Annotated in this window: 16 protein-coding genes; 9 read left to right on the top strand and 7 right to left on the bottom strand. The window is 43.7% G+C overall.

Going from position 1 to position 21,986, the window contains the following annotated elements; all coding sequences use genetic code 11:
* Positions 1 to 153 precede the first annotated feature (153 nt).
* The 3 genes from C2M32_RS07345 (at position 154) to C2M32_RS07335 (ending at position 5,020) form a co-directional block, all read left to right on the top strand.
* A complete protein-coding gene (locus C2M32_RS07345) occupies positions 154 to 1,110 on the top strand; it encodes a LysR family transcriptional regulator (protein WP_105167801.1) in 957 nt (318 codons plus the stop codon).
* Positions 1,111 to 1,343: 233 nt separating this feature from the next.
* Entirely contained in the window at positions 1,344 to 3,278 is a 1,935-nt protein-coding gene (locus C2M32_RS07340) for a hypothetical protein (protein WP_105167800.1), read from the top strand.
* A gap of 8 nt (positions 3,279 to 3,286) precedes the next feature.
* Positions 3,287 to 5,020 carry a HEAT repeat domain-containing protein gene (locus tag C2M32_RS07335; RefSeq protein ID WP_105167799.1) on the top strand — a complete coding sequence of 578 codons (1,734 nt, stop codon included), beginning with the start codon at positions 3,287 to 3,289 and terminating at the stop codon, positions 5,018 to 5,020.
* 65 nt (positions 5,021 to 5,085) lie between these two features.
* Here C2M32_RS07335 and C2M32_RS07330 read toward each other — a convergent pair whose 3' ends face one another.
* Positions 5,086 to 7,293, bottom strand: a complete 2,208-nt coding sequence (locus C2M32_RS07330; RefSeq protein WP_105167798.1) for a winged helix-turn-helix domain-containing protein — start codon at positions 7,291 to 7,293, stop codon at positions 5,086 to 5,088.
* A gap of 231 nt (positions 7,294 to 7,524) precedes the next feature.
* Here C2M32_RS07330 and C2M32_RS07325 point away from each other — a divergent pair, with 231 nt between their 5' ends.
* Together C2M32_RS07325 and C2M32_RS07320 are read left to right on the top strand one after the other, a co-directional pair.
* Positions 7,525 to 8,385: an alpha/beta hydrolase gene (locus tag C2M32_RS07325; RefSeq protein WP_105167797.1), complete on the top strand. Its 861-nt coding sequence runs from the start codon at positions 7,525 to 7,527 to the stop codon at positions 8,383 to 8,385.
* A gap of 19 nt (positions 8,386 to 8,404) precedes the next feature.
* The gene (locus tag C2M32_RS07320; protein WP_105167796.1) at positions 8,405 to 9,622 is read left to right on the top strand and encodes a serine hydrolase domain-containing protein; all 1,218 of its coding nucleotides are present in this window, start codon (positions 8,405 to 8,407) and stop codon (positions 9,620 to 9,622) included.
* Between the two features lie 65 nt (positions 9,623 to 9,687).
* Here the strand turns inward: C2M32_RS07320 and C2M32_RS07315 are convergent, their stop codons facing one another.
* The gene (locus C2M32_RS07315; RefSeq protein ID WP_105167795.1) at positions 9,688 to 9,906 is read right to left on the bottom strand and encodes a DUF7661 family protein; all 219 of its coding nucleotides are present in this window, start codon (positions 9,904 to 9,906) and stop codon (positions 9,688 to 9,690) included.
* Positions 9,907 to 10,150: 244 nt separating this feature from the next.
* On the opposite strand from C2M32_RS07315, the gene C2M32_RS07310 reads away from it, so the two are divergent.
* The gene (locus tag C2M32_RS07310) at positions 10,151 to 10,537 is read left to right on the top strand and encodes a hypothetical protein (protein ID WP_158678159.1); all 387 of its coding nucleotides are present in this window, start codon (positions 10,151 to 10,153) and stop codon (positions 10,535 to 10,537) included.
* Between the two features lie 147 nt (positions 10,538 to 10,684).
* Here C2M32_RS07310 and C2M32_RS07305 read toward each other — a convergent pair whose 3' ends face one another.
* Positions 10,685 to 12,748, bottom strand: coding sequence for a prolyl oligopeptidase family serine peptidase (locus C2M32_RS07305; RefSeq protein ID WP_105167793.1), 2,064 nt, complete (start codon positions 12,746 to 12,748; stop codon positions 10,685 to 10,687).
* Between the two features lie 155 nt (positions 12,749 to 12,903).
* Between C2M32_RS07305 and C2M32_RS07300 the strand changes: the two genes are divergently transcribed.
* Complete coding sequence (locus C2M32_RS07300; RefSeq protein ID WP_105167792.1) at positions 12,904 to 13,407, top strand: DUF2975 domain-containing protein; 504 nt, start codon at positions 12,904 to 12,906, stop codon at positions 13,405 to 13,407.
* A 1-nt stretch (position 13,408) separates the two neighbouring features.
* Complete coding sequence (locus C2M32_RS07295) at positions 13,409 to 13,618, top strand: helix-turn-helix domain-containing protein (RefSeq protein WP_105167791.1); 210 nt, start codon at positions 13,409 to 13,411, stop codon at positions 13,616 to 13,618.
* Positions 13,619 to 13,689: 71 nt separating this feature from the next.
* Here C2M32_RS07295 and C2M32_RS20645 read toward each other — a convergent pair whose 3' ends face one another.
* The 3 genes from C2M32_RS20645 to C2M32_RS07285 form a co-directional block, all read right to left on the bottom strand.
* Positions 13,690 to 13,854, bottom strand: coding sequence for a hypothetical protein (locus C2M32_RS20645; RefSeq protein WP_199886132.1), 165 nt, complete (start codon positions 13,852 to 13,854; stop codon positions 13,690 to 13,692).
* A 125-nt stretch (positions 13,855 to 13,979) separates the two neighbouring features.
* Positions 13,980 to 14,396, bottom strand: coding sequence for a hypothetical protein (locus C2M32_RS07290; protein ID WP_105167790.1), 417 nt, complete (start codon positions 14,394 to 14,396; stop codon positions 13,980 to 13,982).
* Positions 14,393 to 17,581: an nSTAND1 domain-containing NTPase gene (locus C2M32_RS07285; protein ID WP_158678158.1), complete on the bottom strand. Its 3,189-nt coding sequence runs from the start codon at positions 17,579 to 17,581 to the stop codon at positions 14,393 to 14,395. Before C2M32_RS07285 ends, C2M32_RS07290 begins: the two co-directional genes overlap by 4 nt.
* Positions 17,582 to 17,960: 379 nt before the next feature.
* On the opposite strand from C2M32_RS07285, the gene C2M32_RS20640 reads away from it, so the two are divergent.
* Positions 17,961 to 19,748, top strand: coding sequence for a phosphatidylinositol-specific phospholipase C domain-containing protein (locus C2M32_RS20640; RefSeq protein WP_105167788.1), 1,788 nt, complete (start codon positions 17,961 to 17,963; stop codon positions 19,746 to 19,748).
* Between the two features lie 113 nt (positions 19,749 to 19,861).
* Here C2M32_RS20640 and C2M32_RS07275 read toward each other — a convergent pair.
* On the bottom strand, positions 19,862 to 21,986 hold a 2,125-nt coding region (locus C2M32_RS07275; RefSeq protein ID WP_325047867.1), incomplete at its 5' end, for a FimV/HubP family polar landmark protein.

Here is a 21,986-nt window from a genome sequence, read left to right as displayed (position 1 = left end):
GGTGTACTCACAAAATGATTTGTTGATCGTGAGCTAGATTCTATGCTGCTGAAAAAAATAGAAAAATGGGCAATAATCCCAAAGACCCATGAATAGTATTCACGAATCTTTACTGCTATATTCGACCTATATTGCGCAATAGAGACACAAGGAATGGATAAACTTAGAACGTTAGAAATGTTTTTAGCCACCTGTGATAGTGGCAGCTTCGCCTCTGCCGCCAAAGCCTGTCACACCGACCCATCTACGGTTAGCAAAGCGATTTCTCGTTTAGAGGCACAACTAAATCTCACTCTATTTCAACGCTCAACAAGACAACTGCGTATCACCGACAGTGGCCTGCGCTACGCCAGTACCGTACGCAAAGTCATCCACGAATTAACGGATGTTGAACAGGACTTGCAGCATGTTAACGATGCACCTAGTGGCACATTGCGGGTTAATTCAGCCGTTTGTTACGGGCACCTCTATCTGAGTACGATCCTGCCCGCATTTTGCAAGCGCTACCCCGATATAAAACTAGATTTAGAAATAAATGATCTGCATGTCGATATTATCGAAAACAACATCGATATTGCGATAAGAACGGGGTTTGTGAAAGACAGTCGTTTGATTGCGCGCCGCCTCAGTCCTATGGACTTTCTCACCTGTGCATCTCCTTTATATTTAAAAGAGCACGGTACGCCAAGAACATACCAAGACTTCGAACATCATAGATGGATTGGCTTTCGCATCAAAGAAACACGCCAGCTACAACCAATTTATCTACCCAACGAACAAGGTCAATTCGAGCTGTGTGAGCTACAACGCACGCATTTAACAGACGATGGTGAGTCTATGGCAAGTATGTGCGCCAATGGCATGGGCATAGCGCAGTTGCCACACTTCTTAGCAAAACAGTACCTAGACTCCGGCGCATTGGTTTCTCTGTATCCTCATATCAGACCACCACAAATCGATAGCGGTGTATTTGCTATCTATCCAAAACGCGAATATTTGCCCGCAAAAGTCAGAGTATTTCTAGACTTTTTAATGACAGCGCTTGAAGAACAAGGAGAAAATAGCCAACAAACATGGGCGCAACACTGCGACCCGCAAGTTAAGTTTTAGCATGGCTACCTTGAACCGCTCGCGCGTTACTGGCGGCTATTCGCTGCCAAGCAATAATCGCTTAATCAGCCACGTCTAATCAAGACGTGCATTATCATTCCCTACAGCAATCCAAAGCTAAATATTAAGAATAATTAATCAGCAAACTCTGGTCAGAGCAGAATACTCCTCCATATTCCATCCATTTTTTATTGCTACAAAAGCACTGTTTTTTATAATGGAAATAATAAAATATGCGCACAAAATATCTAGCCCTAGTGCTACCTCTCTTTTTGACCGCTTGCTCGAGTGATGACAACTCGGTGAAGGTTAATACAGACAATTTAACCAATAGTGATGTTGAAAACGTCGCCTTGATGGAAATTAAAAACCCAGAACAAGGTGTTTTCCAACCTGGCCAACCTATTAGCCTCGACTTTACTATTAACACGACTTTGCTGGAAACAGAGCATGTGGGTGTTACCTTTATGGCCATTCCTAAAGACAAAGTAGAGCAACTTAAAACCCATGATAACCCAGAAGGTTACAACTTGGGTGTTCACTATATCGCGCAACTAACACCGGGCGAGCAGAGCTTTACCGCTCAGCTGATGTTGCCAAACATGGATATGCCAAGTGGTGAATATCTCATTGCTGGGTACGTTGACAGCGCCAGAAGCATTGAAGATGAGCAAGACCTAGATGACAACGCCTCACGCGGACACGAAACCGGTGATTTCACTACCTACGCACAGGTTTCAATAGACTCTTCTAAATATCATGACTTCGTTATGGACAAACTGGTTGTAGGTGATGGCTATGCTATTTTCCCTGATGTTGGTTTGCGTGAAACCAGCACCGAGGGTGCGCCAGAGCACAAAGAAGCAGACTTAATTGGTCACTTTGATGCGAGTAAATTTGGCTCGGGTGTAAACAGCGCAAATGTCTCAGCAACGATTACCATCAATGGTGAAACCCTGCCTGTTCACTTTTGGCAAGAAGGCCTGAATCACTACGATGATAAAATGCACATTGAGTTCAAAGATCATGAGCAAAGTCATTACTTCCCATATGATATCGCTATCAATGGTGTGTTACTTGGCAAGCTACATGACGCATACAATGTAGACTCAGACAGCAACAGCTTTGAGCTGACCATGACACTAGAAGATACCTCTGAGTTTGATGAGAGCAACACAGCCAATAACACGCTGACCATCGAAGTGCCTTACACGCTGTATAAAAATGAAGTGCCTGACGATCACCCACAAGCAGAGCAGTTGAATGCAGCCGCAGCGGCACAAGCAAATCAAATGCTCTACCCTATGGCTGCAAAAGCAGATTCGGGCCAAGTTTCTCCATCTGCCATCGTTATAAAGGGCAAAGACTCATTGCTTATCATGGACATGTTTGCAAACGTTTATGGAGATAAGTCAAAAGTCGCGGTTATCCCTTTGTTCAGCTCATCAATGGCTTTTGCCAATGTAAATGGCGGAAAAGCTTCAGCATCAGCGTTTGGCGCTTTTACTTTATACATGTTTAATCAAAGTAAGAGCCTATTTAGCGCTAGTGTCTATGGTAATGCAGACGGCGGTGCAGGCACCATTGAATACGGTATGAAAGCCAGTTTGATTGGCAATTCACTTATCGACGAGTCAGAGACATTAGAAGCCTTGAATAAAAGTTATGGCTATGATTGGGAAGAAGAACAAAAGCTGTTCTCAACCACCTTCACCATTGTTATTGTACCAATCACTGTTTCTGCGGGTGTGAAGGGCAGCGTGGGTGTCAATACCGACCTTAAATACGAAGACTTACGCTTTAGTATCGGTGGTGATGTACTCACTGCAAGCCTTGAAGCGTATGCGACAGCGGGAATCGACTTGTTGATAGCAAGTGGCGGCATTGGTGTAGATTTTCTGATCATTGGTGATACCCTAACAGCAGAAGCCTATATCGATATCAGTAAAGTTCTGTCTGATTCAGAATTGGTTTACGGTCTGGACATCAGTAATAACATGAAAGCAATCGAAGGTGAGTTCTATCTGTGGGTTAAGTATCCAGGCTATGAGTTCTGTTGTTCGTTCCCTACCAGAGAAGCGACGAAAACACTGTATAACACGGGTGCGCTGTACGATAAAACGTGGGAACTTGTTAGCGTTCAAGACAGCCTAAACTTTGCCAATTAAGGAGTAATATGTCGCGTTTAACCTTATTTATGGTTAGCGCCCTGACACTGCCATTTGGCAGTGTCAGCGCTAACGATAATTGTACGAGCTGGGGTGAATTTACCACCACAGCAAACACTCAAATGACCACATTAAACAACCCTAGCAGCAACCGTTTAAGCATAGCAGGCGCGCTGCTATACAGGCCTCTACTGCGCACAGAACAAACGTATTGGTTGGGCTTGCAACTTCACCAAGCTACTTTGAGCGTTGATAATACCACAGCAGAATCAGCGCTCTACCAAGTCCCATTCGCGGTCAAAATAGGCGCTCAGTCGGGTCAAATACTGGACTATCATTTTGCTGCCAAGCTCAAAAGTGAAGATGAACAAAAGCTCATCGCCTTATACCAAACCATGCATATCGAGCGCATTAAGCACCTAGACTTAACAGCGCCAACTACGGTTGAAGAAAATGACAATATGGGGCGCTACAAGGTTCGCTATGAACGTGTTGATGACACATCACTCATGCGTCAAAAGTTGGTTTACCTGCAAACCACTCAAGGTAGTAACCTTTTCAACTTCAAACTACCCGAAGTGAAATCTGATACCTTCAACATTAGGCAAAATGCTTGTTGGCTCTCAAGTTTAGAGGGCGAAAACCACACCTTTGTTGAAAGTGAAAAAGGCGATATTCGCATCAACGTACAACAACAAGTATCATTTAAAATCAGTCAACAGCCTTTGCCTTCAAAGGCCTTGCTATTGTCACTGCCTATTGATCCCAAGAAGTGGCCAATGTTGCCCAGCAGTGTGGTTTACCCTAAGCCCGCACCAAACCCGCTACAAGATGCGCAAACATTCCTCAATGCACTCACAGCGATGGATTTAGCGAGCCTTGATGAAAAAACGCTAGAGCAACTACTGTATGACAATCAAGCTTACTTATTGTCATTGCAGCAAGCCATTCGCGACGGATTGTTTACAGACAAGGCCTTAAGCCGTCTATTTTTGAAACTCGGTCAGAATGATACAAGCAACGCGCACCAGTTGCTCGTCAACTTATATCTTGATAATGAGATTGCTGGAAAACAGCGTTTTCGCAGCTTAATGGCATTAAAATACATCGAAAACCCATTATCAGAACATTTAGTTGAACAAATTTTCTCACATCTCGATAGCAGCGAACTCAGCAGTGAAGAACAGCTTCTCTCTCGTAGTTCTATGATGGTGATGGGCATAATTGCCAATAACCAAAGTGGTAGTGATTTTGCGAACAAAATTACCGATACACTGGCGGATAAACTCATTACCACCAGAGATCAGAAAAAACAGGCGAGTTTATTGAGTGCATTAGGAAACAGTCGTGACGCACGTCATCAAGACAATATCAATAAGTTTATGAGTGACAATGACGCCGAGTTGCGCCGCCGCGCGGCTGAAGCCTTGGGTAAAATGCCCAACCCGCAGAGTTTAAAAATGCTTGAGAAACGCCTAGGTGCAGAGCAAAACAACAAAGCGAAAAGTGCGATTCTAGAAGCGATGGGCAACAATCGGCTCGACCGAAGACAGCTAGACACCTTGCTGACATACACTGAAAAATCAGCCAATAAATCGTTACGCCTCAGTGCCATCAACGCCGCTGCTAAACAACAAAGCACTGATGTTGATGTAAAGTCTCAACTTAAACCTCTACTTAAAAAAGAAAAGGACCGAGAAGTCCTCAGAGCCTTAATGCAAGCCATTCATGGTGACAAATAAAAAAGGGACCTCGGTCCCTTTTTTCTTGCAAGTCACACTGGCATGAGTAACAGCTTGCGAGTTCATCAGCCACCTAATATCAACTCAACCACTTCCTTTTTGGAGGATAGCTTAATATCCATTAACACATGGGTTGCGTTAACATCCGTGAGGTAGTCCACATTACTCGGTGCAGCACCAATGATAGTGAATTCTCCAGTGTCCAGTTGATATGACCATAATTGCAGCGCTTCATTGATGCCGTACAGTGCGCCATTGTTTATGACAAAACGTTTGCGACTTCCTTGCGCCTGCAATGCATCCAAATGCTGCGCCTCTAAAGAAGCTAAGCGCCAGAATCGGTGCATTTTGTCCATATACACTACCTGCCCGTCAGCACTTCTATCTGCCCAGACTACTTGAGAATCCAGCAGAACGTGAACACTAAGCTGATCCAAATTAAGCAATGCCAGCTTGACGATACCATTGATACTTATCTGTGCTAGCGCAGTATTGGATACGCTATCCCATTGAAACAACCGTTCTATCGGGTAGTCGAAGGTATATGTATCTCCCTGCGCATCTAAACGAATACGTGTTAGCGAGCGGTTCACGTTGACCAAAAGACTGCCACCGTGATTTGCCCATTTTAAGCCAAACACTTCAGAGTCCATTGCAAAGCTGGAAAGCTGCCGAGTTTTATTGCCATCTGTTAGCCAAACTTGTGGGTCACCCGAGCGTTCTGATATATACGCAATCAGCTGTGAATCAGGGGAAAAAGTCGCACTATCCTCTGCAACGTTAGAGCGATGGAGCACAGTATAAGCATCCGCTTGAGCACCTTGCTCCGTTTGAGTGACCATATTGGCTACATCATCAAGTGCTCCAATCACCACATCACTGTCGTAATGGCCCTTAATCGCCAGCATTTTTTGACCTTGTGGATGAACAACAGGCACACCTATGGGCTGATCCAGTGGTAAACTAATCTCTGCAACTTTGCCTTGCTGTGTCACAGTAAACAGTCGTCGACCTGTACTAAAAATCAATTGGTCTGCCATGGGAGAGAAGTTCGGATAAATCAGTCTATGCGGTGCCACGCTATTCGGATACTCTATACGATGACTTGATAATACCTCGCCCTTCGGTGTGAGCATTTCAATATAGTAATGGCCATCACTGTGAAACCCCGTCAACGCAATTTTTTTGCCGTCATTAGACACATCAAAGTCATTAATGCTGCCATCGGGCAGGTGATAAAGAGGTGTACTTTCACCTTGTGAAACCGAATAACGTATTAACTTCCATGCATCCGAGCGTTTTTGTAACAAGGCGATATCATTGTTATTCAACCACATTGGTTTACGGATCTCTGAGTTTTTGCACTCCATCAATACAGTGGGAGACTGGGGAGCACTGAGAGCTTGAGTAAAATCTAGACTCACCAATTGATAACACATTTTTTGGGTAATGGGCTTGTCACATTGATCTTGCGTGATAAACGTGAGCTTATTCCCATCACTTGAAAAACTATGCGCACCATATACTCGCAAATTTTTGGTGAGTTGAAACTCTTCTTGTGTCTCAATATTTTTTGCCCAGATATGATTAATACACAGCGCATCTGAGTAGCGGCTAAAAACAATGAATTGACCATCAGGCGAATAAATCCCACCGCTTTCCTTATAGTCCGTCGCGGTTAACGCTCTTATCTCACTCACCGATATATGAACGGGTTTTGATGACGAGAAATAATGAAAACCAGCCATAAACATGGCACATAAAGTAATGATCATCGCACCCAATTTGACCGGTACTTTTGCAGTTTTCAACACCGGTTCGTGGCCATCGGCCATAGAGGCCGTATCCACGGGGGCCGTATCCACGGGGGCCGCATCCACGGAGGCCGCATCCACGGGGGCCGCATCCACGGAGGCCGCATCCACGGGAAGCACCTGTGTTGTTGGCTCCTCGGCGACTTTTTCTGTGCAAACCTCGCATTCCAAACTATAGCCTTTTTTGGCGTGTGTTTTTATCAAGACTTGAGTCTTACCATCATCTCCCAGCGCCTTTCGCAGTTGAGCAATGCTACGCTGTAAGGTATTTGGCGACACCACCGTACCTGCCCACACATTATCAAGCAACTCATCCTGACTCACCACTTTGCCCTGTTGCTCAGCCAAATAAGTGAGTACAGCAAGCGCTTTAGGTGCCAGTGTTTGTGATGTATTGTGGTGTGTGATTTGATTTCTCGACAAATCTATAAAGAAGTCACCAATCCAGTAGTGCTGCATTGCTTTTACCTTAATCCTGATGAATAAGCTCATTCTAAAAAGAGACAAAACAAGACGAATACCTTATCGAAACCCAGTCATTAGTCAAACAAAATATATGTAACAACTTGATAAAATTAATTTTTATTTAATCAATAAGACGTCAGTAAAAAATCACCTCAACATCAAGTCATTTGCGTTCATTTGCCTCAAGCTAGCGTTATTCGTCAGTCTAGCTTAAGGATCTCTGATATGTTTAAAGTCTTTTTATTGGTTATTTTATTGCTACAGCCTTTACTCGTGATAAACGCTGAGGAGCACAGTTCGTATGTGATGCCAAAAACACATGTTGTTGCGCTTAAAGACAGTGATATGGAATATCAATATGAGTTATTGATCAAACTTCCCGAGGAGTACCAAGCAAATAAACACTTAAATTACCCTGTGATCTACTTCACCGATGCGGTGTGGCATATTGAAACTCTCTCTGGTATTAGTGAGTTTTTGTTTAATGACGTTATTTTAGTCGGTATTTCTTGGCAAAAAGACAATCACAACCCGCTACTAGTCGATGAAGGTGAACACGCGAGTCGGTTTCGCGATTACACCATCAGAACATCCAGCAATGCGGCAAATCAAGCCAAATACAAGTTTGGTCAAGCACAACAACATTTAGCCTTTATTAATCGCGATGTGTTTCAGTATGTTGAAAAGCACTATCGTACAGACCCCAGCAAACGCACCTATTTTGGCTATTCACTCGGAGGACTATTTGGTGCTTACGCATTGATGTCACAACCGGACACCTTTCAAAACTATATTTTAGGCAGCCCGTCATTAAGAAATAACTTAACCAAACTTGAGAGCGCTCACCAACGCATCACAGCCAAACAACGCGACACAAAAATTAATGTATTCATTGCCCACGGCACGCTGGAACAAGATCGCAGCAAACTAATTAACGATTTTGTGACAACACTCAAGACAAAACACAGTTCGCCACTGAACATCACCAATATAGTCGTTGCTGGTGATCATCAAAGCGCTTTTCCCGCAACTGCCGTGCAAAGCCTACATTGGCTAGCAAACCTAAAATACGCAACACACCCATAATTCTTTTTAAGGAATTTTTATGAATATTTTTGTTAAACACCTGATAGTGATAGCTTTATTCTCTAGCATCAGCACCTCGCTCCAAGCGAACACCTTAGACACAAAACCTTGTGCGAAAGAATCTGCTCCAGCAGTTCTCGCAACGCAAGAAGCATTATCATTTTGGGACTTTCCTAATCTTGAGAAACCATATCTAGAGGCCAAGCCAACTCTGAGAGCTGATGGTATTGAGGTAGGTAAGCTTGATAAAGATAGCAGCACTCACGCCAACATAATTGCACTAGCAAAAGAGATAGCAAATAAGCAACACAGCGATATTGATAGTTTACTCATAGCGCACAACGATAAATTGATATTTGAGTCTTATTATCTGCGCGGCCGAGTAGACTTGCCTCACCCTCAGGCATCAGCGACCAAGTCCTATGTGAGTATGGCCTTAGGCCGTGCTATTGAGTTAGGCCACTTATCTATGGCAGATTTACACAAGCCGCTCATTGAGTTTTTAAAACACCTCGACACCAACAAACTGGTCGAAGGCGCTGACACCATTACTTTGCACAAAGCACTGACCATGCGCTCAGGCATTCGCCTAACACGCCCACAACTGGATGAATTGGCCAAGCAAACAACACTCATGAAAGGCCAAGCCCAAGTTCAAACCTATTTGCAGCACAGCCCAGCAATCACGGCGCAATCACAACACTTTAACTATCAAAATCTAGACCCTAAGTTGGTCATGCAAGTTCTGGATGCTGTTGTGCCAGGTGGCGCAAAAGCATTCATCAAAACTGAACTGCTCGACAAGCTGGGTATCGAAACATACCAGTGGGCAGATGATGTCAGCGGATTACCGATGGCGCCCTATCATTCACAGATGACTTCGCGGAACATGCTTAAATGGGGCCAACTGGTGAAAAACAAGGGGAAATGGAAAGGAGAACAACTGATCTCTAAAGCCTTCATGAACCAAGCAACCCACCGTCATGTCAGGCTCGGTCAAGACGATATTTTCTTCACCGGTGATCATGTTAACAACCCGGCTTATGGCTACTACTTTTGGCACGCTACGATGAAAGTCGGCGATAAACACTACACCACAACCTCTGCACAAGGTGGCGGTGGTCAGTACATTATTTTAGTTGACGAGCTGGATCTCATTATTGTGTTCACCGCAAGTACCGGTGAAGAACGTATCATGGAGCTAACAGCACAACGTATCTTGCCAGCGTTTATCTAGCTGTGTACAAGGTTGGATAGCTAGAGCCTATCCAACCTAAAACTAACTAGCGCTCGCCAGCAACACTAGCTTACCTTAACCACACGAGGGTGCTTTTCTGATGCGAATTCATGATAAATATCATCTAAATACGACGCCAATTCAGACTCGTCCAAATCTGGGGGAATGACCACATCATACACACGACTGCGGATCCCACTATCTGACTCAATGAATAATAACCATTGTTGCTCTAATTTAATGACAGACATCTTCCTGCCAAAAACATTAAATTTTACTATCACTTATATGACTTTCTATTTTGCTGTTGAGAAGTATTTTAGTGTACACCGAGCAGTATTTCCTAGACTATAAATATTTATTGGTTCGCATTTTAGTTACAATAGAGCGCTTTTTTGCCACAAACAGAAGCACTCATCTATTGTAGCCTTTTTAATACAATGTAGATTTATAGTGCAATGAAGACACTTATTAAATCAATCACCGTCATCCTACTTACCTGTGTAACCCTGACCGCTAACGGGTCATATGCTGATAGCTCGACCACAACGACAAAGTCCAAAATACCGCAAGCTCATACTATCCGACTACCGTTTCGACGTGACGGTTAACGGAGTATCCGTGTACAACGTTAGTACTACCTTAGCCGTGGGAGTACCGGCCACGATTACTTTTTTCGATGACAATAACAACGAAACCTACCAAGTGAGCCTAAACGCAGACTTTGACAAAAAAGACAATAGCCATATCGCGACTGTTCACCATACCGTACACGAGAAAATGGCTGACTCTTGGGCTGAGTTGATCAGTGCAAAAATGGCTTATCAAGATAACGTGCAGGGTCGTGTTACGCTATATGGCAACAACTCAAAGAGTGTGACCATCATCGGCAAAGTAACGCCAAAGGTGCTGTAATATTTTAACGAAGGAGCGACTATCTGTTACTTTGATGGCAAGTTGCAGGCCTGAGATTTCACAACCACTCATTATGATATCCACCAGACCCCTGCTACAAGTTGATCTGAAAAGGTCTGGTGGTTTAGTTACGCTAACTATCGCGGCTTATAGCTTACTGATGTCCACCTCAAGTTTTGCCAATTGCGCAGCGGTTTTAGCACTCACGTCGGCTGACTTGCGTCCCCCCAAATGGGCCGCAAAGAAGATTTCCATTGCGTGGATAGAGGCCAGTTTGTTCTCTCGCTTCGCAAATCCATGCCCTTCATCTTTGGCAAGATAATACTTCACAGGTAACCCCGATTTATAAAGCGCACGCGCTATATTGTCTGACTCCGCTTTGGTCACTCTGGGGTCGTTTGCACCTTGAAGCAGCATCAATGGCGCCTGAATTTTGTCAACAAAATTAATCGGTGAACGCGATGCCATATCTTTACGATCTGACTCAATCAATGGGTCACCAACCGCTTTAAACCAATCGCCCAGATACGGACGAAAATGCTCTGGAAAAGATTCAACCAAAGTGATCAAACTAGACGGCCCGACATACGAGATAACCGCTTTATACACATCGGGCGTAAATACAGCACCTGATAGTGCTGCGTAGCCACCATATGAAGCCCCCATGATGCCGACGCGCTCTTTATCTGCAATGCCCTGCTCAACGAGATAGTTTACTCCATCGGTCACATCGTGCTGCATGTGGCCCGTTCCCCAGTTACGCTCACCAAGCAGTGTAAAGCGTTTACCAAAACCGATTGAACCACGATAGTTAGCCTGTAATACCGCGTAACCTCGGTTAGCAAAGTAATGTGCGATTGGCCCAAAGTAGTCACCGTCATACGCCCAATGATCACGTGCCCAAGGCCCACCATGCGGTAATACAATCGTTGGTAGGTTTTGCGCGCCTCCCTTTGGTAAAGTGAGATACGCCTGAATTTGTTCACCATCACGGGCAGTGTAGTAAATCGTTTTTCTAGGCGATAACAATTCTGGGGCGATTTTTGGTGCCTTATTCAATAAATCTACCAGTTTCTTGGTCTGGGTTTCATACACAAAACGTCTTCTCGGTTGCACCGAAGAAGTAACACTAATGTCCCAATGACCTTCCTTGTGGTCTATCTTATTGACTAAAATATCAACATCTTCATTACTAAACTGTGACTCTATTTCTGCCAGTCTTAGCTTAGCCTCTTCCTGTAGAGGATAGTTACGCAGCCTATCGCCATAATAAGTGACTAAATAAGGCGCACCATTTTCATCTAGTAGTATTTTCTCTAGATCGGATTCATCTTTTGGGTCTTGATGAATTGGCTGAATCTCACCATTACTGACGTTTAGCGACAGCAATTGCTCTTTATCGCGCCCACCAATATTCGCACTGACTAACGCCGTATTTGTCTTTTTATCAAAGTGATAGAATTCAATATCTTCGCCTTCTAAGGTGTTTAAAACCTTAAGCCATTGGCCATTGCTTTTACGATACAAGGTGCGGGTGTTATCTTTGTTTTTCACCAAACCTAATATCACCTCACCTTGCTCATCAATATACTCATCAGCAAAGAACAACGTGTTAGTGTGTACTGACTTTAATTCGAGTGTGTCAGCGTTTAGGTGGTACACATCTAACCTACCGCTGTCACTGTGATTGGCCTTAACAACCAGCGTCTGTGGTTGCTCACTCAGTTGCTCCATAAACTCAAACTGTGCGTTAGGGTTAGGTGTTAATTTCTTGATTTCAGGCGTTTTATGTAAGTCATTAACGTCAAATTGCAAAGAAAAGATCTGGGTCTTTTCATTCCCCTGATGGTCTTTGAAAAAGAACAGCTCGCCATCTCTTGCTGACCAAGAATAGTTATCAACTGGGTCTTCAAGCTCAGTCAGTGCTACCGCCTCAGAGATTTTGCCCCCCTTGGGAACAATAAACAGGTTGTTCGCACCATTTAGGCTTTTCAAAAACACTAAAAAGCGACCATCTTTGGACAGTTTTACGCCGCGAATTTGCGCCTTATCAAACAAGTCTTCCATCTGGATCAACGCGCTCTGTTGTTCTACAGATACGGAGTGTGTGTTGGTTAACACCGCAGCGCCCTGACATCCAGTTAAACAAACAGCTACAGCCATCGCTGTGCCTAGTAGCGTTTTTTTAAAAATGGTTAATTGTGTTGCCATAGAATTACTCCTCCTTAAATTTAAAATCATCATTACACGTAATTTTATTATTGCAAAACGATAATTTGTTATTTTTTTGCAATCATTACTTTATGATTAATAATAATTCATGCAAAATATCCATGTCGTATAGGAACAATAAGAGCAAATTGATAATGGACAAAATACAAAAAATCAGCGGTATCATGCGCTGGACAGTGGTGCTCATTGCAACTGTTGTAGTGGGCTATTTGCTGTATCAACAGTGGGTGGCAAATACTATTGTGTACTTTGAAAACGAGATGCTGTACCACCTTTGGGATTCAGACCAAGCGAGTAACGGCCTTCTTACGTTACTACTTACCCCTATTCTCTTGCTAATGGCGTTAAGCGTTTATTGGATCTTTGCTTTGCTTGGACAGTTTCAACAAGGTGAATTTTTCAGCCCGCTGGCACTGCGTTACTATGTGGCTTTTATTTGGACCAAAGTGGCGGGGTTACTCTACAAAATGCTATTAGCTGTTGTTGTTGCAAAGTGGCATGACGTGCTGTTTGACAGTAACAAGCTCATCATACATTTTGAGTTTGGCTATTTGACCACATTGATCTTGATGGGACTGGTTGCCTATTTACTCAAAGCAGCCAAAGCAATCGAAGACGAAAACAAAGAGTTTGTCTAATATGGAAATAGTCGTAAATCTTGACGTTGTCATGGCGATGCGTAAGGTCAGTTCGAAGGAGTTGGCTAAAGCCATTGGCATCACCGAGGCCAATTTGTCATTACTCAAACGTGGTAAGGTAAAAGGCGTGAGGTTCGAAACATTGGCACAAATTTGTCAGTATTTAGACTGTCAGCCCGGCGATATTCTTGCCTACAAAGCCGACAAATAACTCTACGGCTTACCATCACAAGGCTAGTTGTGCTTACACTGCTAGTCTTGTGACAAACGGTGTAAGTGAGTTTAGCGCTTTTTTTTGCGCGGGAATACCTTAAACCAAAACGCCATCTCAAAGACAAACCCCAAAATAATAAACAGGAATATACCCGTTGCACTGCCATAACTGTATGACGCGACAGCTGCTAAGAGTAAAAATAAAATAATGAGTATGCGGGGCAGCTTTTCCATATGCTTCCTAATGTTGTCGTTTTAAACCCAGAAATTTTCCCTCTATCAGTAACAAACATCTTGCCAATTAGCAAGTGCTGACCTTCTCCTATCAGCCCACTTTGCGCAAAGTGGGCTTTTGAACATTATGAAGATAGAGAACCCATTTCTGGCGGCACGGCGGTATTTTCTACTTGTGGATCACAATGAATGTTAGCGCTTGGATTGTTTGCATCTTGACACCAAATTGCAAAGTAAAAATCCCCTTTTGCAGAGTCAATATCTTCGAGCACTACTTGGGTATTGTTCTGTGAAGACAAGTCAAACTGCTCTGGTACGTTTGCCGTCATGCGCTGACTCACACTACTAATCGTGAATTTTGGGTCAGCCTTAAGGTCGACTGAAATATCTGTTACACCATCAAGTTGCAGTGGACTTGGCAGCGGTTGAAGCCCTGAACTAGTTTGTAAACAGTATTGGTAATTGTATTGTCCATCACCTGCGTTGCCGCCATGTCCTACTTCTTCAAGGCTCAGTATTACTTGTAATTGATTGGGTTTCATAGGTTTTCCTCAGTTGGGTTAAATAGTAAGGTGAACTCGTCTGGTCGATAGCCAGACGCTTTAAATGATTCAAGTAATACGGGATTTATAGGGCTGCCTGTTAGCATTTGCAGTAGTAAATAATGACCCACAATTTCCCACCTGATAAACAACTCTCTGTTGTTGATATGTGAGTCTATCAATGGCTGATATTGAGCCAACCATTGCTCAGCCATTACTTGATCTTGTGTATTTATTGCTATTTGGGTTTGGTTTAACATTTCGATATAGCGGGTAAAAACAACAAACTGTGCCAGTGTAAGTAGCGTGTTCTCGGCCGTATCCATAACGATATCTTGCTTGTTTTTGAGATATTCAATGGCAACTAAAGTCGAGCGGTTTGCTAGTGAATAGGCGCGCTCCAGCTCTATTTTCTTCAATGCTGAACGCGCTAATATAGAGCGCTCTGACATAGGTATGCTCAGCCAGCTGTCATCAAGAGTCGCTAGTTTCAGTAAAACTTGTTCATGTTGTCCTGTCAGTCTGTAACAGATTAACTCGATCAGTGTATTTATAAGCGACTTTTCATGGTGAGAAATATTTTCGGTATCAAGCTCTAAGAGTTTGGCAATTAACGCATTGCTGCTTTTCACTGTATCTAACGCACGCTGGTAATCACCAATATTCAACAACGCCACACTCATTTTCTGTACAATATCGAATAACTTGAGGGTATTAATCGAATTCTCAGTATCCTTGTTATAAATCACTTTTCTCAGTTCGGTGGCTTTTTCATAAAAAGGCAGCGCTTTTTCTAGCGCACCTTTTCGGTCTTGGATATTGCCCTGCCAAGAGTATGTACCAGCAATATCCGAAATTAACCCATTGTTTTTAGGCTGATATTTTAGCACTTGAGTTTTTAAACTCAGTGACCGCTCAAAATACTGCTCGGCCGCTAAAATATCATTGGTTTTATAGGCAACTGCACCTAAGTTATTGAGTGCGTATGAAAGTTCCAATTGGTAATGCTGATTATCTGGTGCTAGCGCCAGCAATCGTTCTGCATTACTGAGATAGCCACTAAACGCCTGCTCGGCGCTGTCGTACTTTTCTTGCTGATAGTGCAACTGGCCCAGCCAAAAGTAGTTCAGCATCTGTTGTTCGAGTAGCGGCGCATCGTCTGGAGTTTTACTCAATTGCGCTGCCAAAGTTTGAGCCCCTTGACGAAACAGTTTATGGGCTTGTTCAAACTGCCGCTTTTCATAGGCTACCTGACCGAGCAACGTAAACGCATCTGCCAACTGAACGGCCGCACTGGTGCTTAACTGCTCGCTGCCCTGATGGTCGAAATACTGTAAAGTTTTGTTCGCCACCATAGAGAGCAACTCTAACTTACCGATAGGCTCCAATTTGGCTTTGAGATCTGAGAGCATAAACGAAATTAAGTTCTCGGCGGCCCGATTGGCCTCACTAATTTGCTCTTTTTGCTGATTAACCTTAATACCAAACAACACCAAAGCAAACGCTGCGCTAAACAACACCGCCCCCACCAAGCGCTTTAACCTAACACCAGCCCGATATTTTTTGGCGCTTAAGACTAGGTATTGTTTAATCTGCGCATTGATAAGCGCCGATTGCTTCTCTAACAAGCCAATTTTAATGATTTCTTTTATTTGGCTAGGGTTCTTGAGCAAGTAGTCCTGATGTTGCTTCTGTCCTTGCCAACGGTTATAAGCGATTGATATATCTTGAGTTAAAAATAGTACATTGAGATTATCAGTGATCCACTTAGATAACCTATGCCATTCTTTCAGTAACGCATCACAGGCTAGCTGGAGTTCAACCTGCTGCATTGCATTGCCAGTCGCTTGTACCACCGGTACCAATAAATCGGCACGTATAAGCGCTTGTAACACTGGCATATTAAATTCATCGGCGCCTTCTTCAAGGAGCAAAGTTTGTCGCACACTTTGATGGTGATTCTCACTAGAAATAGTCACCAAACCGGGGAAAAAATAACTAAGTTCTGCCTGCTCGTTCGTATCGAGCTGTTGCGTAACCTCAGCGGTATAACTTGCTAAAAATATTGAAAAAGTAAACCGTTGATAACGCTGTTCATCCAGTGGGGTTTGGCTGTGTTTTTGATAAAGTTGCTGTAAGTAACGTTGTAGCAATCCAACTGAACTCACGCCTTGTGATACCTCATCGAGGATCAGTTCATCGATGCCATTACCCAGAGGATTTCCTGCCAGTTCAAAAGGACGACTGATGATCTGATAAAAATCAGCATAGCTAAACAAAGGTAAAATCACCTCACCCTGAGCGTATTCCTCTGAGTCTGCAATCAACCCCGTCGCGCAAAGCTGATTAACACGCTGTGATGGCAGTAAATGTGCGCATGGTACTAGCCAATGAATACGGCTATCATCACTGATCCGTTTGATACATGCCAAGGCATCACTACACAGTGAAACTTTATCTAAATCATCGAGTAGCACAATCAGTTTTTCTTGAGCCCCCAGTTGCACAAGTGTTGTTTCTATATGTCGTATTGACTGTGCGCAGTGCTCACGCAAACTGTAATAAAACACACTGCGAAAAACACTTTCAGACTTCAATGTCATCTTCTTAAGAGTGGGATACAGACCTGCTTTGAGTAACGAAGTGCTACCTTGTCTTGGCAACGCGGTAATTATTTGCACTCGTACCTTAGGCAGACGCTGAACACATTGATGAACAAAGCGCTGTCGACCAAAAAATACATCTTGATGCTGTGTTTGGTAGGGTTCTTGACCTTGATAGGGGTTGCCGTTGAGCCATCTGGGTGTAGGGAGCACAGGCTCAGGTGAGAGTGCATCTTTGTCATTATCTATTGTTGCTAAGTGAGCAACTAACAAGTAGCCCTTCTTGGGCAAAGTTTTAATGTAGCTTGGATGAGCTTTATCATCATCCAGTGCCTTGCGCAGCGATGCTATACACTTATGGAGCGGACTATCGCTGATATATTGATTGGGCCAGCAGTTTTCAATCAATGCATCGCTCGTAACTAGCTCTCCTGCATTGGCAGCGAAATAACATAACACTTCCATTTGCTTGGGCTGTATTGTGATCGCCTGTCCTGCCCTTTCTATCAGGTTTTTGTTGGGCACCACCAGCGTGTTGTTGAGATAAAAAGGACTGAGCTGTTTCGATGTAGAACCCGTCATGACAAATATCATCAGTTACTTGAACACTGCACATTTACCAATCTTAGCGTACCCGTAAAGTGAAATCATTAAAAAATATTGTGAAATAATTTAATTCAACGTTGTTATTTATGTTAATTAAAAATTCTAGCCGTCGAGTCTGTTCTCCTGTCGATTTTCCATCTGTTCCTAACCTTTATTCATGGCATTTTATTCTGCTCTAAAAAACCATAACACATTGTTAATTAACGATATAAAAACAGGTAAGAACGCGGTAAGAAAAGACCAGTAAGGCGTAAGGTGTTCTGCTTTGAGGTTATCTAAATTGTAAACCACTGAACGGGGCACAAGCGATGCTCTGGACGGAAATAAAGATTAAACAACCTCGAAGGAAATTATCATGAAGATTAACAGTACAACTAAGAGCATTCAGCGCGCTATCAAACAATCTGTGATGGCAACATCTCTAATGACAATAACGATGGGTGTGGCCATCGCACACAATAATCCAGGTTATTCACATGATGACCATATTGGCTACAGCAATCCCAACTGGATGGCGAGTATACAAAACGGAGCCCTATTGAGCCAGATATCGATACCCGGTACTCATGATTCTGGTGCCTATAACTTTGGTGGCGACGCGGTTGAAACTCAGACTATGTCACTGTCTACACAATTAAACTCAGGTATTCGTGCTTGGGATATTCGCCTAGGCTCATGTATGCTTGAAGTACCCTACTCACTATGTGTGTACCATGGTGCTGCACCACAGGGCATTGGTTTTGACAGCGTGCTACGAGATGCTGCAAATTTTTTAACCGCTAACCCCACCGAAACAGTGTTAATGCGTATAAAACATGAGATAGGTACAAAAACAATGTTTGAGTATTTCCTAAACGAAGATCTCAACCGTGTAGACCATCTTTTATATAAGGGACAAAGCGATAACCCTACAATGGGCGAAATGCGCGGAAAAATCGTTATTTTACAGGATTATGAAGGCGCTGACAAAGGCATACCATGGGGTAGTTTCAACATACAGGACAACTTTCATCTAACTACTAACTGGGATTTGTATAGTAAATGGGAGTCGGTAAAAGGACACCTAAGCAAATCATCCAGCGGTGCAACTGCGACCAAATACATTAACTTTTTAAGTGGTTCAGGTGGTTCATTCCCTTACTTTGTTGCAAGTGGTCACTCAAGCCCTGCAACTGGTGCCTCAAGGTTATCTACAGGCAAAACCATTGGCGTGTTCCCAAATGATTATCCAGATTTCCCACGTGTTGCCTGTGCCTTTAACCCATTCATCTGGGGTGAAGATTGTACCATTGCATTTGAAGGAACAAATACCCTAACGATGGACAAAATAAAGTCAGGCCCCGTCAATCGCGCAGGCATCGTTTATGCAGATTTTCCAGGTGGTGGCCTGATAGATTCAGTGATCGGACTGAATTATTCACTTAGCTCGAACATAGCGCGTATTAATGGTGTTAATTTCTTATGGAGCTCATCTGGTGCCATTCCATTTATGCACTGTACCGCAATTACTGAAGCAAGTGACCCTCACACTTGGCAGGACAACTACTTCTGTAGCTCTAAAGATATAGGTATGCGCTGGAGCAGTGCAGGCCCCATTGCAGATATGAAGTGTACTCAAATACTTGAACCGGCAGACCCACACACATGGAATGACAACTATCTGTGTCTGCCAGCATCCTCTCAGTTTGGCTTCCAGTGGAGCTACTCAGGCAGTGACAACGTCAACGCAGTACAATGGATCGAAGCTTCAGACCCTCATACATGGTTAGACAACTACCTGACAGTGACCCATGGTGACACATTAGGTCAAGGTTTCTATCTTGAAGTCAATGAGCAGCTCGTTTCTAGTGATGGCCGTCATCGTCTAGTCATGCAAGGCGATGGCAACCTAGTCATTTACTCTAACGACCAGCCGATTTGGGCAACAAATACGCACGGTAGCACAGCCGTCAGAGCCTATCTGACAAATGTGATGTTCAATACTGGCGGCAATCTGATGCTACTGGATGCAGAGGATCAAATGGTCTGGAAAACTAACAGTCTTGGTACTAATACTCGACTCATTATGCAAAATGATGGCAATCTGGTCATTTATAGCGACGATAACACACCAATCTGGTCCAGCAATACTTGCTGTCGTTAATCACAAGCAAACATAAAAAAAGGCGCTGGCGCGCCTTTTTTTATGTTTTTTATCTTGCGCCATTGCTGCAAACAACTCTGAAATGGCACGCATTTTTAGGTAAAGTCAAAAGCCTATGCATTACCTTTTATTTTACTTTGCAAAGCACTAGCTTCTTTTTGTACACCTTCTGGTCCTTTGCTAATCACTTCTTCAATGACCTTGTTTGCTGAGTCATAATCTTCTATCTCGATATAAGCTCTCGCCAAGTCCAGTTTTGCTGAGTAGCCTTCTTCTTCAAGGTCAACATCCATAGCATTGTCTCCAGCTAACAAATCGTCGAACTCAGAAAGTCCTACATCCATATCTGGCTCTGAATATGGCTCTTCTTCCAACTCAAAATCATCACTTTGAGCAAGCAACTCATCTATATCAACAAATTGTTCGTCTTCAGAGTCATCTTGTTGCTCGTCGCCTTCAACATCCGAGATACCTTCTTCATCTTGTAAAAGTGACTCAAAGTCTACATCAACCTCATCTAACTCAACTCTTTCGATAGGCTCAGGCTCAGCTAACTCATTGAGCAATGAATCGAAATCTGATTGAGTTAGATCAGACATAAACTCTTCTTCTATTGCTGCTTCATCTAACGCAATATCGTCGTCTGTCGGTTCATCATCACCGATTCCGTCTAGCTCAGAAAGCAATGTATCGGACGCATCGTCATCCGACTCCAATTCAAACTCTGGCAACGATTCTAAATCAAGCGCGTCTTCTTCATCGTCCGAATCGTCACTTATTATGTCTGCTTCGTCAGGTTCATCGGCGATAGACTGTTGCGCCGCCTGCTCGTCAAACTCCGCCAAAGATTCTACATCAAGCAAGTCTTCTTCATCGTCCGAATCGTCACTTATTATGTCTGCTTCGTCAGGTTCATCGGCGATAGACTCTTGCGCCGCCTGCTCGTCAAACTCCGCCAAAGATTCTACATCAAGCAAGTCTTCATCATCGTCCGGTTCGTCACTGATGATGTCTGATTCGTCAAGTTCATCGGCGATAGACTCTTGCGCCGCCTGCTCATCAAACTCCGCCAAAGACTCTACATCAAGCGCGTCTTCTTCATCGTCCGAGTCGTCACTTGTGGTGTCTGCTTCGTCAGGTTCATCGGCGATAGACTCTTGCGCCGCCTGCTCGTCAAACTCCGCCAAAGATTCTACATCAAACGCGTCTTCTTCATCGTCCGAGTCGTCACTGATGATGTCTGATTCGTCAAGTTCATCGGCGATAGACTCTTGCGCCGCCTGTTCATCAAATTCTGCCAAAGATTCTACATCAAGCGCGTCTTCTTCATCGTCCGAGTCGTCACTGATGATGTCTGATTCGTCAAGTTCATCGGCGATAGACTCTTGCGCCGCCTGTTCATCAAATTCCGCCAAAGATTCTACATCAAGCGCGTCTTCTTCATCGTCCGAGTCGTCACTGATGATGTCTGATTCGTCAGGTTCATCGGCGATAGACTCTTGCGCCGCCTGTTCATCAAATTCTGCCAAAGATTCTACATCAAGCGCGTCTTCTTCATCGTCCGAGTCGTCACTGATGATGTCTGATTCGTCAAGTTCATCGGCGATAGACTCTTGCGCCGCCTGCTCGTCAAACTCAGCCAAAGATTCTAAATCAAGCGCGTCTTCATCATCGTCTAGCTCCTCTGGCATATCGTCAAGCACATCATCAATGAGCAATTCAGATAACTCATCATCAAGATCGCTGTCCAAATCATCATCAGATGCTATCCCTTCGGCTAATGCGTCAGCCAAACCTCGTTCAGTTTCACTGACACTAGAAGGTTGTGACTCATCGTTTAGTTCAAGCTCAGGATAACTGTCGAGTTCAATACTTGGCTCTACTAGATCTTCAATTTCGTCTTCGTTATCCTCTTCCAGCAAATCAACTTCATCTGCTAGTGGGTCATCACCAAGCGCGACCTCTTCTTCGTCAAGCGGCTCATCATGCCAATCTTCTTGTTCTTCACTATCCAATTCGTTTAGAAGCTCATCAACACTTTGTAATTTTGATGTACCTTCTGTGCTCAATGGATGCTCTGGGATCTCTTCTTCTTCATCAACATCATCTAATGAAACATCGAATTGGCTTTCGTCCATTTCTGATGTTAACAGCGACTCTTCATCGTCTGCTGGTTCATCCAGCAAAGCATCGATGTCATCGGTCTCTAATTCATCTTTCGCAGGCTCATCCAGCAAG

This window comes from Pseudoalteromonas sp. T1lg23B, from assembly GCF_002964665.1.
Taxonomy (GTDB): domain Bacteria; phylum Pseudomonadota; class Gammaproteobacteria; order Enterobacterales; family Alteromonadaceae; genus Pseudoalteromonas.
This window is presented reverse-complemented; position numbering and strand designations above follow the sequence as displayed.

Bases quoted from the DNA above. Each gene is read 5' to 3' on its own strand.
- C2M32_RS07345 (WP_105167801.1), top strand. From the start codon at position 154: ATGGATAAACTTAGAACGTTAGAAATGTTTTTAGCCACCTGTGATAGT.
- C2M32_RS07340 (WP_105167800.1), top strand. From the start codon at position 1,344: ATGCGCACAAAATATCTAGCCCTAGTGCTACCTCTCTTTTTGACCGCT.
- C2M32_RS07335 (WP_105167799.1), top strand. From the start codon at position 3,287: ATGTCGCGTTTAACCTTATTTATGGTTAGCGCCCTGACACTGCCATTT.
- C2M32_RS07330 (WP_105167798.1), bottom strand. From the start codon at position 7,293: ATGCAGCACTACTGGATTGGTGACTTCTTTATAGATTTGTCGAGAAAT.
- C2M32_RS07325 (WP_105167797.1), top strand. From the start codon at position 7,525: ATGTTTAAAGTCTTTTTATTGGTTATTTTATTGCTACAGCCTTTACTC.
- C2M32_RS07320 (WP_105167796.1), top strand. From the start codon at position 8,405: ATGAATATTTTTGTTAAACACCTGATAGTGATAGCTTTATTCTCTAGC.
- C2M32_RS07310 (WP_158678159.1), top strand. From the start codon at position 10,151: ATGCTGATAGCTCGACCACAACGACAAAGTCCAAAATACCGCAAGCTC.
- C2M32_RS07305 (WP_105167793.1), bottom strand. From the start codon at position 12,748: ATGGCAACACAATTAACCATTTTTAAAAAAACGCTACTAGGCACAGCG.
- C2M32_RS07300 (WP_105167792.1), top strand. From the start codon at position 12,904: ATGGACAAAATACAAAAAATCAGCGGTATCATGCGCTGGACAGTGGTG.
- C2M32_RS07295 (WP_105167791.1), top strand. From the start codon at position 13,409: ATGGAAATAGTCGTAAATCTTGACGTTGTCATGGCGATGCGTAAGGTC.
- C2M32_RS20645 (WP_199886132.1), bottom strand. From the start codon at position 13,854: ATGGAAAAGCTGCCCCGCATACTCATTATTTTATTTTTACTCTTAGCA.
- C2M32_RS07290 (WP_105167790.1), bottom strand. From the start codon at position 14,396: ATGAAACCCAATCAATTACAAGTAATACTGAGCCTTGAAGAAGTAGGA.
- C2M32_RS07285 (WP_158678158.1), bottom strand. From the start codon at position 17,581: ATGACGGGTTCTACATCGAAACAGCTCAGTCCTTTTTATCTCAACAAC.
- C2M32_RS20640 (WP_105167788.1), top strand. From the start codon at position 17,961: ATGAAGATTAACAGTACAACTAAGAGCATTCAGCGCGCTATCAAACAA.